The organism is Micromonospora sp. NPDC049529 (genome assembly GCF_055586685.1).
Window position 1 is genome coordinate 24,281 of sequence record NZ_JBVJHT010000036.1, and the last position, 12,358, is coordinate 36,638.

The following is a 12,358-nucleotide window of genomic DNA, read 5'->3' on the forward strand; positions in this document are numbered from 1 at the left end:
TGCTATGCCCACCCACCGCCCCTCACCCCGCCCGCCCTCACCCCGCCCGCCCTCACCCCGCCCGCCCTCACCCGCCCACCCTCCCCTGCCCGCCCTCACTCACCCACCCGCGATCTAGGGCAAATGGTGGTGATTAGAGATTCACTAGCACGTATTTGCCCTAGATCGCGGGCGGAGGGGAGGGAGGGGAGGGAGGGGAGGGAGGGTTAGGCGATGGCGGTGTCGAGGGCGATCTCGACCATCTGGCCGAAGGTCTGCTCGCGCTCCTGCGAGGTGGTCTTCTCGCCGGTCTTGATGTGGTCGCTGACGGTCAGCACGGTCAGGGCACGGGCCTTGAAGCGGGCCGCGATCGTGTAGAGCGCCGCAGACTCCATCTCGACGGCGAGCACGCCGTACTGGGCGAGGGTGTCGTAGAGGTCCGGACGGTCGGTGTAGAAGGCGTCCGCCGCCAGCACCGGTCCGACCCGCATGCTGATGCCGCGCCGCTCGGCCACGTCCACCGCCGTACGCAGCAGCCCGAAGTCGGCGACCGGGGCGTAGTCGACCAGCCCGTCGAAACGTACCCGGTTCATGTTCGAGTCGGTCGAGGACCCGCTCGCCGCCAGCACGTCACGCAGTTGCAGGTCCTCGCTGAGCGCCCCGCAGGACCCGACCCGGATCAGCGTCCGTACGCCGTAGTCGTTGATCAGTTCGTGGGCGTAGATCGAGGCGGACGGCATGCCCATGCCGGAGCCCTGGACGGACACCTCGACCCCGGACCACGTGCCGGTGTAGCCGTACATGCCCCGGACCGAGGAGTAGCACTTGGCATCCTCCAGGTAGGTCTCCGCGATCCACTTGGCCCGCAGGGGGTCGCCCGGCATCAGGACCCGCTCGGCGATGTCGCCCGGCTTCGCGCCGATGTGCGTACTCATGGCAGATGATCCTGCCAGGTCCGGCTGAGCCATACCGCCGTGACGGGCCCGCCGGGCGTCCGGTACCCTTCTCGGCGGTGGCGTGTCCGAGTGGCCTAAGGAGCACGCCTCGAAAGCGTGTGAGGGTTTACGCCCTCCGCGGGTTCAAATCCCGCCGCCACCGCCAACAAGCAGGCAGAACGCCCGGCACGTCCGCAAGGACGAACCGGGCGTTTCGCCGTTGCGGGATCACTGGTCTCAGGCGCCTCAGTCACTGCCGAATGAGTGGGGCCACCAACTCGCCAGGCAGGCCACAGCTCTGGCGCCCTGCTCGTAATTTCGGTCGGCCGTCTTCGCCGTAGTGGAGACCCGGCCCAGACAGTAGCTCGCGGAACGTCCGGTAGGCGCTCCATGATCGCGGAGAGTTTGGCTCGCTATGACCGGCCAAACTCTCCGTGATCATGAAAGGCTGATCGGCCGGGCAGGTGCCGCGGGTGCCGTCTGGATGAAGACCGAGCCGTCTTTTCATTCGTCGTGGTTCGGCGCTGTTCCCGGTGTCCATCGGACAGCCCATGCCTGGGTCGGTTCATGTCGGCGGCTGGCCGGGTGACTTGCCCTCAGCAGAGGCCGAAGCCCTCGTCGAAGAGTTTCTGGGCGTAGGCGGCGTACCCGGCGACGGTTTTGCGTACGACCCGGCCGTCGTGCAGGAACAGGAAGGCGCGGTCGCCCTCTCGGGCGAGCAGGCCGTCGAACCGGTACGTCCCCTGTGGAGCGGTCAGCGCGGTGGCCGCCGGGTACCGGGCGTGCACGGTGTTGACCGAGGTGCCGACGGTGACGCCCTCCGGGGTGTGCATGGGCGGGCTCACCCACATCAGCACGAGCCGTTCCCGGTCGAAGACCGGGCCGACCGTGTCGAGGCCGCTGATCTGGGCGGTGCACTCGGCGGGTTCGGCTTCGAGTTGCAGTACGCCCCGGGCGGCCAGTTCTCCCTCGGTGTCGCCGAAGGCGATGTTGCGTACCCCGGACAGGTGGACCACGTCGGGCCCGAATGTCTCCGCGACCCGGTTGTCGGGCGCGGTTGGGGTGCTGCCGCTGGTGGTCGCGATGAGCGCCGCCAGCAAACAGCCGATCAGTACCGTTTTGCGGGCTTTCATATATCCCCTCCGGGAGCACAACGGAGCGGACGGCAGAAGGTTGCTGCCTCTATCCACATCCTGTGGATAGAACATGTGTACGACCGATCAGGTTACGCCCCAGTGCTGGTCCTGTTGGACCGTCGCAACCCCGGTCCGCACGGCCCGTGCGATGTCGTTGACGGAGCGTACGTAGCCGACCGCCGCTCCGGGCTGCGGCGACATGGTTCCGTGCGTGACGTGGTTGCGCAGCCGCCCCAGGCTGGTGATCGCCTGGTACGTAACCGGGGAGATCACCCCGTGGTCGAGCAGCAGTTGGGCCAGCGCGCCGCCCTGCCGCCGTACGGCCGCTTCGGCCCGGTCCACGAACTCGCCGGTCCGTACGTCGTCCAGCGCCCCGGACATCGCGTCCTCCAGTGCTGACCAGGCGGCGTCCACCGCGTACGCCGGGTTCTGCTCGGCTCGCAGTGCGATGTCCCGGAAGCCACGGTCGAGCTGGGCGGAGGAGCCGGCGCTCGACCCGTTGCCTCCCGTGCCGTGACCCGGCGCCGTCCGGGGTCGGGGCGTTCCGCCGGTCGGCGGACCCGCCGGTGCGCCGACCGGTGAGCCCGTCGGTTCGGGAAGTACCTCCGGTGGCGGGTCGAACGTGGCCCACGGGTCGCCCGGCCCCGGCCGGACTCGGGTCCGGGCCGGGTCGCTGGTCCGGGCCGTGTCACTGGCTCGGGCGGCCTCGCTGGAGCGGGCGGCCTCGGCTGCCACCGCCTCGCCGACCTGGCGGTCGGCCTCGCCGAACTCGGCCCCGAAACTGCCGGCCGAGACCGACCGTAGCTGGCTCACCCGTGCCTGCAGCGGCCGGCGGAAGATCATGAGTGCCGCCACCACGGCGGTCGGCCAGGCCAGGTGTCCGGTCATCTCCGCGATGAAATTCTGCCAACCCACCGGCCGGATTCTTCCGCCATTCGACCCGATCCGTCGATAGCCGGGCGACGATGCGTGGTGAGGCGAGGGCCCACCCATCCGGGTAGGCCCTCGCGTCGATCACGTCCGACCCACGGCGTGGTCAGCCGTCGATGCTGCGCTGCTCGGAGCTCTGGCAGCTCGACTGGATCGGGTTGTCGGCCCCGTCGACCAGGCAGACCTTGAGCCCGATGACCTCGCCTGCCGCGACGTTGTTCGGGAAGATCGTGTACGGGTCGTAGATCACCGAACTGAACTGGCCGCCACCGTTGTACCTGGTACCGAGGTACTTCCCGTGCAGCCACGCCCAGACCTGCACCCCGTGACCGTCCGCGGCGGTGTCGCGGATCACGAGGTAGTCGTCGTTGTTGCCGCCGCCCGGCGCGCCGGGCCCGTAGTCGACGAAGTCGACCGCACCGCCACCCGTGGAATAGTGGACGTAGGCCGTCCAGTCGTCGTTGCCGGCGGCCGCCGCAGGGTTCGTGGTGGCGAGGATCCCGATCAGCGCGGCCGTCAACGGCAGCAGTACCCGTCTGGCAAGGGTTCGTGTCATGTCGTCCGTACTCCTCTGCTCCGCCTGCTTCGGCCCCCCGTTGGTGCCGAGGGTCAGAGCGTCGCAGGGTGAGCTTGCCGAGACCTTGGGTGAACCTTGAACCGCGTGGTCAGGCGGGGAAGAAAGATCATGTGCGACCGAGGCGAAAGCCTTCCGATCCTTGGTGTGTCCGGTCGCGCTGTGATGGGCATCATGGGCTGGTCCAACTCCGCTATGTCTGTGCGGTACCAACATATGACCGATCAAGTTCGACAGGACATTGCGCAGCGGCTAGGTAGGCTCTTGTGGGGAGATTCGCCTGGCGAGTAAGAGGAACGGGCCGGTCCTTTTTCAAGGATCGGCCCGGTTCCGTTAAATGGCATCACGCGACTTCACGGCCTGGGCTTTTCTTCAATCCTTCCTACCTGGCCCCCTCTCGTCTTCTTGAAAACTCCCATCTCCACTGCGCTGTAGATGGGACCGTTTTTAGTTCTCGCTACGGGTGCCGGAAAGTTTGGTCCGCGTGATAGCTGCTGAGCGCGCTGCCGCGAGATCCCTAGGAGCTTCCCTATCTCGGAGAGAGTCATCACGGCGGTTAGTTGTTCGGGCACGCCAATCGGATGCACTCGAACTGAAATAGGGGCGACGGCGCCCATTGCCTCTTGTGCCCTCTCAACATACTCTGCTGCCGTTGTCAGAATCGCAGGGATGGTGGCGCCCTCTAGAGTGCGAACTACGTAGAAGGTATCCCCGGTTGATCTTCTCCCTGTGAGCAAGTGAACGTCAAATCCATCGGGCCAGGCTTTTAGGGTTGCGGCGATTGAGGGCGTTCTGCTGTACTCGATCTTCAGAACCCAACTATGCATGCGACTCTCCGAATTCCGATGCTTCGTCTGATGGTGGACGACATTAAAGCCGTTAGGTGGCTAGCCAGTAGCTGAGGAAGCCGTAAAAGATTGGTGTTAGGCCGACGCATAGCAGGACATCGCCGCCGCTTCGGTAGAACACGACGGTCGACAGCCCGACCGTCGCTGCGATGATGACGAAGCCTCGGACTGTGATGGGGCGTAGAAGCCGAGCCTGATCAGGCCCTGCGAGTGCTTCCTTAAGGTGCTGAGGTTCGGCTATCTTCATAGAAGCTCCTTGCGCGGTAGAGGGTAAGGGGCATGGCGGTGCCCGAGGAGTGGTCTCGGGCACCGTTTTTATTCTGTGGCTCCCAAGTGTTTGTCGACGGACTGGATGTGCGTTTTGGTAGCCTAGGTGCTCGTGTGACTACGTAAAAACCCTTGTCATTGACAAGGAGAGCGATTGTCAATGACAAGGGTTTACGGATTCTTGGTGTGGCGAAGTCCTGAGGGGGCCTTGGGGGCGACCTGCCCGTCGTGATTTGCATGAGCCGGAAATTAAGCGCAAATCCGGACAAAAGTGATCGCCCGTGCCACTGAGACGAGGCAAGTGACGACGACTGAGACCGAGCTTGCTCCGCAAACGACATCGGACCGGTCCCCTGAGGGGCCGGTCCGAGCGTTCCGCCTGGTGGTGCTGGCGGAGGATACGAGATTCGAACTCGTGAGGGTGTAAACCCAACACGCTTTCCAAGCGTGCGCCCTAGGCCTCTAGGCGAATCCTCCGTCGGACAGACTACAGGTTCCGCCGGAATCTTCTAACCCAGTACCTTCCCTGAAGATCGACGCCCGGGGCGGGTACACTCTGCCGTACCCCCCCGTGTGGCGTCATCCTGTGAACCTCCCCAGGGCCGGAAGGCAGCAAGGATAAGCGGGCTCTGGCGGGTGCACGGGGGGCCTTTACGTCCCGGTCCCGGTGTTCCGGCCCTGGTAGGGCTGCTCCAGCCGCACCCGATGACGTGCCGGACCCCAACACCAGCGGGCCTCGTGAACACCCCGGAACGCCAACAATCGCCCAACCTGTCCGTCCGTGGCGGGGCGAGGTGGCCGTACGGGGTGGTGCAGCGGAGAATGGCTCGGTCGAGAGGAGGCGGGACGAGTGGCACTCGCGCTCTACCGCAAGTACCGGCCGCGCACCTTCGCCGAGGTGATCGGGCAGGAACACGTCACCGAGCCGCTGTCGCAGGCACTGCGTACGGGTAGGTTGAACCACGCGTACCTCTTCTCCGGGCCACGTGGCTGCGGCAAGACCTCCAGTGCCCGGATCCTGGCCCGCTCGCTCAACTGCGAGCAGGGGCCGACCCCGGAGCCCTGTGGCGTCTGCGACTCGTGCCGGTCGCTCTCCGGGGACGGTGCCGGGTCGATCGACGTGATCGAGATCGACGCGGCCAGCCACGGTGGTGTCGACGACGCCCGTGAGCTGCGGGAGCGGGCCTTCTTCGCGCCGGCCAACAGCCGGTTCAAGATCTACGTGATCGACGAGGCGCACATGGTCTCGTCGGCCGGCTTCAACGCCCTGCTGAAGCTGGTCGAGGAGCCGCCGGAGTTCGTCAAGTTCATCTTCGCGACGACCGAGCCGGAGAAGGTCCTCGGCACGATCAAGTCGCGTACCCATCATTATCCGTTCCGGTTGATCCCGCCGGGCGTGCTGCGGCCGTACCTGGAGCAGTTGACCGAGGCCGAGGGCGTCCAGGTCGAGCCGGCGGTCTTCCCGCTGGTGGTCCGGGCCGGTGGCGGCAGTGCCCGGGACTCGCTCTCGGTCCTGGACCAGTTGATCGCGGGTGCCGGGCCGGAGGGGGTCAGTTACGCCCGTGCGGTCGCCCTGCTCGGGGTGACCGACGCCGCGTTGATCGACGAGATGTGCGACGCGCTGGCCGCCGGTGACGGCGCCGCCGCGTACGGGACCGTCGACCGGGTGGCGGAGGCGGGGCACGACCCCCGCCGGTTCGCCACCGACCTGCTGGAACGGCTCCGTGACCTGATCGTCCTGCAACAGGTGCCGGATGCGGCGGCGAAGGGCCTGATCGACGGCCCGTCCGACCAGATCGAGCGGATGACCGCGCAGGCGCAGAAGCTCGGCCCGGCGACGCTGTCCCGGTGCGCCGACATCGTGCACAACGGCCTGGTCGAGATGCGCGGCACCACCGCGCCCCGGCTGCTGCTGGAGCTGGTCTGTGCCCGGATGCTGCTGCCCGGTGCCGAGGATTCGACCGGCGGGCTGTTGCAGCGGTTGGAGCGGATGGAACGCCGGCTCACGCACGTCGGCGATCCCGGTCCGTCGGCTGCCGCCGGTCCCGCCCCGGTCGCCGATCCTGCCCCGGTACGCCCGGCGCCCGCCGCCCCGGCCGGTCGGGCACCGGAACCCACCGCGTACGCGTCGACCGGGTCCGATCCGGCGCCCACCGGATCCGAGTCGGTGTCGACCGCTCCGCCCCGGCGGGCGGTGTCGCCGTCGGCGGTGATGCCGGACCCGGTCACTCCCGATCCGGTGGTCCCCGGTTCGGGCACGCCCGGTGTGTTGGACGCCGCGACCGTACGCCGGCAGTGGGCCGACGTCGTCGGCATGATCAATCGCACCCACAAGCGCATCGCCGCCCTGGTACGTGACGCCGTGGTCCGGGACCTCGACGGCAACACCCTGGTGCTGACGGTCAAGTCGCCGGTGCTCGCCCAGATGCTCGTCAGCAACGTCGAGGTGGTCACCGAGGCGATCTACCAGGAGTTCGGCCAGCGCTGGCAGATCCGCTGCGAGGTCGCCGGTGACCAGCGGTCGGCGGGCGCCTCGGCCGGCCCGCGCCCGGCCCCGGCTGCGCCGACCGCTGCTGCTCCGGGTGCCGCTGCTGCTCCGGCTGCTCCGGCTCCGGCCAGGGATGCCGCGCCGCGTGACGTACCGGCGCGGGAGGTGGCGGCGCCTCGGGAGGCGGCTGCGGCGGGTGCTCGGCCGGCGGCCGGGGCACCGGGGGATGGCGCGGCGGTCCGCGAGAACACTGCGGCGGACGCGCCGCCATGGGACACGACAACCGGCGGCGCCGCTGGTGCGCCGGTCCGGAAGACCGCGCCGGCGACAGAAAGCGCGCCGGCCAGGGAGAGCGCGTCGGCGAGAGAAAGCGCGTCGGCCAGGGAGAGCGCGGCGGCCGGGCGTACCGGTGCTGCTTCGGCAGGAGCCGGTGCGGCCGTTGTGGTGAACGGGGCGGGCGACACCGACTGGCCGGAGGCGGCCCGTCCGGGTGGGGCGGCCGTCGCGCCGCCGACCGCCGGAGGGAGTGACTGGCCGGAGGCGGCCCGTCCCGGTGGGGCGAACGCGGTTCCGGCCCCGTCGACGGGTGCCCGGCCGGATTCCGTACCGGTGGCTCGGGTGGAGAGTGCTCCGGCGGCGCCCGCAGGCGGTTCCGTACCCGGTGGTCCGGTCGGGACCGCGCAGCCGAGCGCCGGTCTCGCGGCCGCCCGCGCGGCGGCGGCCGGTCGTGGCCCCAAGCCCCAGGCGACGGTACGTACGGCGGACCGGGACTGGGCCGGTGATCCACCCTACGACCCGGACTACGACGGCCCGGCTCGGACGGCCGGCGGCGGTTACGAGGGTTTCGATCCGGGTGACGAGCCGGGTGACGAGGTGGTCGACGAGCGGACCGCCCGGCAGACCAGCGAGCAGCAGGCGATGGAGTTGCTGCGCCAACAGCTCGGTGCCGAACGGATCGGCGACATCGACAACACGAAGTAGCCGCCGGGTCGGAGAGTCGTCCGTTCGGTTGCCGGGAGGCGACCGCGATCAATATGCCGACCGTCCATAATCGACCTGACCGAAAATGGGGTTAGCGGAGCCGGCGCGGATCTCTTAAGATCAGCCGCCCCCTCTCGAATGGTCAGGACCAGTGCGGCGAGAACTGTCGGTACCGGAGCGACTCGGCCTTTTCGGTCTGTCGGTAGCCCCGGTGGCGATGGTCTGGCCGTGGCTGACCGGCACCACCGGGTTGGCCGCGCCGTGTCCGTTACGTTGGCTGACCGGTGTGCCCTGTCCCGGTTGTGGTCTCACCACGGCCGCGGTCGCGCTGGTGCACGGTGACTTCGTCGCCGCGTTCCGGGCGAATCCGGTGATCTTCGGCCTCGCCGCGCTGGCGGTGGCCGTGGGTCCGGTGCTCGGGCTCCGGGCGGTCGGTGTGCTTCCCGCACCGGTCGCCTGGTCGGCTCGGGCCCGCCGACGGATGGGTCGGGGGGTGGCCCTGCTCGCCCTGGCGAGCTGGGTTTTCCAGATGATTCGGCTCGGCGTCCTCGGCGTCGGCTGAGCACCCCTTCTTTCCCTAGGAGTACCCCTTGATGTTCGCCAACTGGGGCACGCGCGTGGGCGCGTACCTCATCGACGTCCTGATCATTCTGCCGCTCTCGGTGCTCGCCGCGGTGCTCGGCGGACCGGTGACCGATCCGGGCCCGCTCTACTACGTGTTCGAGCTGCTCGCCCTCGCGCTGTGGGGGTACAACCGGTGGTTCCAGACCGGCAAGACCGGCCGGAGCTGGGGCAAGAAGGCCCTCGGCATCTCGCTGGTGGCCGAGGCCACCGGGCAGCCGATCGGCGCCGGTAAGGCGTTCCTGCGCGATATCGCGCACATCATCGACGGCATCATCTGCTACATCGGCTACCTCTTCCCGATCTGGGACGCCAAGCGGCAGACCCTCGCCGACAAGATCTTGAAGACGGTGGTCGTGAAGGGCTGAAACACCACGGCCGGTCGCGGGCGGGTCCAACCGTCCGCGACCGGCCGCACTAGGCTGGGTACGACCGCTATTTGTTCGACCGAGGAGTCGCCGTGCGTCCGGGTGGACAGCCCAATATGCAGCAGATGTTGAAGCAGGCGCAGAAGATGCAGCAGCAGCTCGCGGTGGCGCAGGCGGAACTGGCCGAGGCGGAGCTGACCGGCACCGCCGGCGGTGGCCTGGTCACCGTCACGATCACCGGCGCAGGCGAGATCACCGCCATCAAGATCGACCCGAAGGCGGTCGACCCGGAGGACGTCGAGACGCTGGAGGACCTGGTGCTGGCGGCCGTACACAACGCCAGCGAGGCGGTCCGGAAACTGACCGAGGAGAAGATGGGCCCGGTCACCGGCGGCATGGGCGGCCTCGGCCTGCCCGGTTTCTGAGTCACCCGAGATGTACGAGGGTGCGATCCAGGATCTGATCGACGAGTTGGGGCGGCTGCCGGGCGTGGGCCCGAAGAGCGCCCAGCGGATCGCGTTCCACGTGCTGTCGGCCGATCCGGCCGACGTCACCCGGTTGGCCACGGCCCTCCGGAAGGTCAAGGAGCTGGTGCGTTTCTGCACCAGTTGCTTCAACGTGGCGGAGTCCGAGCAGTGCCGGATCTGCCGGGACCCGAGGCGCGGTGCCGAGGTGCTCTGCGTGGTCGAGGAGCCCAAGGACGTGGTGGCGATCGAGCGCACCGGGGAGTTCCGGGGCCGGTACCACGTACTCGGCGGGGCGATCAATCCGCTGGAGGGGATCGGCCCGGACAGCCTGCGGATCCGCGAGCTGATGGCCCGCCTCGCCGACGGCGAGACGAAGGAACTGATCCTGGCGACCGACCCGAACACCGAGGGCGAGGCCACCGCCACCTACCTGGCGCTGCTGGTGAAGCCGATGGGCATCTCGGTGACCCGGCTGGCCAGTGGTCTGCCGGTCGGCGGCGACCTGGAGTACGCCGACGAGATCACCCTCGGCCGCGCCTTCGCCGGGCGCCGTACGGTCTGACCGCCCGGCGGAACCCGGCGCGACCCTGCCCGGACCCGCCCGATCCACCTGCCCGCCGGCCGGCCGACTCGTTCGCCGGTCGGCGGCGCCGCTTTCACGGCAGCCCCAACGGCACCACCGCCCCCGGTCGGGGCGGCGGCTGACCGGACACTCAGCCTCGATCCGGCCCACCAGCCGGGTTCCCACTCGGTCTCGTCGATGACGGGCGCACGTCCGGTCTGGACGTCGATGTGACACAGGTGGTTGAAGTGCGCCGTCTGCCGTTATAGATCGTCTTCTAGGTGTCGGCTTGGTAGAGATTCCAAAGCAGCCGTTCCGTTCGAGGTCCTGAGGCCATTAGCCTGCCGCACACGGACCGTGCCAAAACCCCGGCGTTGGTCATGCGCATGACAGAGGTGAGAGATGCAGGCGAGAGGGCTCAGGTCGGCGATCGCCGTCGCGGCCGTTGCCGTGATGGCCGCCGGCGCGGCGGGATGTGCGGCAAGTGACCGGGAAGAGGGCGGGGAGGGCACCGCATCGGGCGGGACCTTCGTCTTCGCCGGTGCCGGTGACCCCAAGAACTTCGACCCGATCTTCAACGATGACGGTGAGTCGTTCCGGCCGGTCCGGCAGATGTTCGAGACGCTGGTGACCCACAAGCCGGGCACCGCGGACGTGGTCGGTGGCCTGGCCGAGAGCTGGGAGCACGACGCGACGGGCAAGATCTGGACGTTCAAGCTGCGTACGGGCGTGAAGTTCCACGACGGCACCCCCTTCAACGCTGCCGCGGTCTGCTACAACTTCGACCGCTGGTACAACATGAAGGGCGCCGCCGCCCAGAGCCAGATGCTCTACTACCAGGACGTCTTCGGTGGCTTCGCGACCAACGAGGCGGAGACGGCCGGCAAGTCGATCTACGACAAGTGCGAGGCCAAGGACGACGGCACCGCGGTCGTCTCGCTGAACACGTACAAGGGGGCCTTCCCCGGCGCGTTCGCCCTCACCTCGCTCTCCATCGCCAGCCCGGAAGCGCTGAAGAAGTACGACGCCGACAAGGTGACGCAGAGCGGCGACTCGTTCGAGTACAGCGCCTTCGCGAACACCAACCCGGTCGGCACCGGCCCGTTCACCTTCGGCGGCTGGGACAAGGCCAAGAACGAGATCACCCTGAACCGCTACGCGGACTACTGGGGTGACAAGGCCAAGGTCGACAAGGTGATCATCAAGGTCATCAAGGACGAGACCACCCGTAAGCAGGAGCTGCGCGCGGGCACCGTCCAGGGCATCGACTTCCCGGCGCCGGCCGACCGCAAGGCGCTGGAGACCGAGGGCTTCCAGGTCCTCAACCGCCCGGCCTTCAACATCCTCTACCTGGGCATCAACCAGAAGAACAACCCGAAGCTCGCGGACCTGCGGGTGCGTCAGGCGATCGCCTACGCGCTCAACCGTGAGCAGCTGGTCCAGACCAAGGCGCCCGGTGGGTCCAGTGTGGCCAGCCAGTTCATGCCGGACACCGTGCTCGGCTACGCGCCGGACGCGCAGAAGTACGAGTTCAACCCCGACAAGGCCAAGCAGCTGCTCAAGGACGCTGGCGCCGAGGGTCTGACGCTCAACTTCTACTACCCGCCGGACGTCTCCCGGCCGTACATGCCGAACCCGCAGGAGATCTTCACCGTTCTCGCCAACGACCTCCAGGGCGTCGGCATCAAGGTCAACGGTGTGCCTCGCCCGTGGAACGGTGGCTTCAAGGACGACGTGCAGCAGTTCGGCAAGCACGACCTGCACATCCTCGGCTGGACCGGCGACTACAACGACCCGGGCAACTTCGTCGGCACGTTCTTCGGCCGGGGCAAGGCCGAGTTCGGCGACGAGAAGATGACCGACATGTTCGCCGCCATCACCGCCGCCGACGCGACCGTCGACGAGGCCGGCAAGAAGACCGCGTGGGAGCAGGTCAACCGGGACATCGCCAGCAAGTGGCTGCCGGCCATCCCGATCTGGCACGCCCCGCCGGCGATCGTCGTCACCAAGGACGTCAAGGGTCTGGTTGCCAGCCCGCTGACGGCTGAGGAGTTCAACACGGTCTCCGTGTCGGCCAGCTGACCAAGCGGTTACCACCGCGCGCAGAGGGGGGGGGGGGGGGGGGGGGGGGGGGGGGGGGGGGGGGGGGGGGGGGGGGGGGGGGGGGGGGGGGGGGGGGGGGGGGGGGGGGGGGGGGGGGGG

At 68.4% G+C, this 12,358-nt stretch carries 10 protein-coding genes, 2 tRNA genes, 1 other RNA gene and 1 pseudogene; 9 read left to right on the forward strand and 5 right to left on the reverse strand.

Annotated elements, in window-relative coordinates; translation table 11 throughout:
- Positions 1–206 precede the first annotated feature (206 nt).
- Positions 207–914, reverse strand: a complete 708-nt coding sequence (gene deoD, locus ACZ6QQ_RS36320; protein WP_465882548.1) for a purine-nucleoside phosphorylase — start codon at positions 912–914, stop codon at positions 207–209.
- 76 nt (positions 915–990) lie between these two features.
- Here deoD and ACZ6QQ_RS36325 point away from each other — a divergent pair.
- Positions 991–1,080 (forward strand) — tRNA-Ser (locus ACZ6QQ_RS36325).
- Between the two features lie 430 nt (positions 1,081–1,510).
- On the opposite strand, the gene ACZ6QQ_RS36330 is transcribed toward ACZ6QQ_RS36325, so the two are convergent.
- From ACZ6QQ_RS36330 to ACZ6QQ_RS36340, 3 genes are all read right to left on the reverse strand, one after another.
- Entirely contained in the window at positions 1,511–2,047 is a 537-nt protein-coding gene (locus tag ACZ6QQ_RS36330) for a hypothetical protein (RefSeq protein WP_465882549.1), read from the reverse strand.
- A gap of 87 nt (positions 2,048–2,134) precedes the next feature.
- Positions 2,135–2,965: a hypothetical protein gene (locus ACZ6QQ_RS36335; RefSeq protein WP_465882550.1), complete on the reverse strand. Its 831-nt coding sequence runs from the start codon at positions 2,963–2,965 to the stop codon at positions 2,135–2,137.
- A gap of 121 nt (positions 2,966–3,086) precedes the next feature.
- Positions 3,087–3,536, reverse strand: a complete 450-nt coding sequence (locus tag ACZ6QQ_RS36340; protein ID WP_465882551.1) for a hypothetical protein — start codon at positions 3,534–3,536, stop codon at positions 3,087–3,089.
- A gap of 150 nt (positions 3,537–3,686) precedes the next feature.
- Between ACZ6QQ_RS36340 and ACZ6QQ_RS36345 the strand changes: the two are divergent.
- Positions 3,687–3,845: pseudogene (locus ACZ6QQ_RS36345) on the forward strand (site-specific integrase); the annotation flags it as partial.
- Between the two features lie 1,213 nt (positions 3,846–5,058).
- Here ACZ6QQ_RS36345 and ACZ6QQ_RS36350 read toward each other — a convergent pair.
- Positions 5,059–5,146 (reverse strand) — tRNA-Ser (locus ACZ6QQ_RS36350).
- An 85-nt stretch (positions 5,147–5,231) separates the two neighbouring features.
- On the opposite strand from ACZ6QQ_RS36350, the gene ffs reads away from it, so the two are divergent.
- The 7 genes from ffs to ACZ6QQ_RS36385 all read left to right on the forward strand — a co-directional run bounded on the left by ffs (position 5,232) and on the right by ACZ6QQ_RS36385 (position 12,238).
- Positions 5,232–5,323, forward strand: an RNA gene (ffs, locus tag ACZ6QQ_RS36355) — signal recognition particle sRNA small type.
- 196 nt (positions 5,324–5,519) lie between these two features.
- Positions 5,520–8,138 (forward strand): DNA polymerase III subunit gamma and tau, encoded by a 2,619-nt coding sequence (locus ACZ6QQ_RS36360; RefSeq protein ID WP_465882552.1) that lies wholly within the window; start codon positions 5,520–5,522, stop codon positions 8,136–8,138.
- A 217-nt stretch (positions 8,139–8,355) separates the two neighbouring features.
- The gene (locus ACZ6QQ_RS36365) at positions 8,356–8,700 is read left to right on the forward strand and encodes a DUF2752 domain-containing protein (protein ID WP_465882561.1); all 345 of its coding nucleotides are present in this window, start codon (positions 8,356–8,358) and stop codon (positions 8,698–8,700) included.
- Between the two features lie 31 nt (positions 8,701–8,731).
- Positions 8,732–9,127, forward strand: coding sequence for an RDD family protein (locus ACZ6QQ_RS36370; RefSeq protein WP_465882554.1), 396 nt, complete (start codon positions 8,732–8,734; stop codon positions 9,125–9,127).
- A gap of 116 nt (positions 9,128–9,243) precedes the next feature.
- Positions 9,244–9,552, forward strand: a complete 309-nt coding sequence (locus ACZ6QQ_RS36375; protein ID WP_326563075.1) for a YbaB/EbfC family nucleoid-associated protein — start codon at positions 9,244–9,246, stop codon at positions 9,550–9,552.
- A 10-nt stretch (positions 9,553–9,562) separates the two neighbouring features.
- On the forward strand, positions 9,563–10,156 hold the full coding sequence (gene recR, locus ACZ6QQ_RS36380; protein ID WP_465882555.1) for a recombination mediator RecR: 594 nt from the start codon (positions 9,563–9,565) through the stop codon (positions 10,154–10,156).
- 402 nt (positions 10,157–10,558) lie between these two features.
- Complete coding sequence (locus ACZ6QQ_RS36385; protein WP_465882557.1) at positions 10,559–12,238, forward strand: ABC transporter substrate-binding protein; 1,680 nt, start codon at positions 10,559–10,561, stop codon at positions 12,236–12,238.
- The last annotated feature ends 120 nt before the right edge of the window (positions 12,239–12,358 follow it).

Excerpts from the sequence above, each read along its gene's own strand:
- deoD (WP_465882548.1), bottom strand. The coding sequence starts at position 914 with ATGAGTACGCACATCGGCGCGAAGCCGGGCGACATCGCCGAGCGGGTC.
- ACZ6QQ_RS36330 (WP_465882549.1), bottom strand. The coding sequence starts at position 2,047 with ATGAAAGCCCGCAAAACGGTACTGATCGGCTGTTTGCTGGCGGCGCTC.
- ACZ6QQ_RS36340 (WP_465882551.1), bottom strand. The coding sequence starts at position 3,536 with ATGACACGAACCCTTGCCAGACGGGTACTGCTGCCGTTGACGGCCGCG.
- ACZ6QQ_RS36365 (WP_465882561.1), top strand. The coding sequence starts at position 8,356 with ATGGTCTGGCCGTGGCTGACCGGCACCACCGGGTTGGCCGCGCCGTGT.
- ACZ6QQ_RS36370 (WP_465882554.1), top strand. The coding sequence starts at position 8,732 with ATGTTCGCCAACTGGGGCACGCGCGTGGGCGCGTACCTCATCGACGTC.
- ACZ6QQ_RS36375 (WP_326563075.1), top strand. The coding sequence starts at position 9,244 with ATGCAGCAGATGTTGAAGCAGGCGCAGAAGATGCAGCAGCAGCTCGCG.
- recR (WP_465882555.1), top strand. The coding sequence starts at position 9,563 with ATGTACGAGGGTGCGATCCAGGATCTGATCGACGAGTTGGGGCGGCTG.
- ACZ6QQ_RS36385 (WP_465882557.1), top strand. The coding sequence starts at position 10,559 with ATGCAGGCGAGAGGGCTCAGGTCGGCGATCGCCGTCGCGGCCGTTGCC.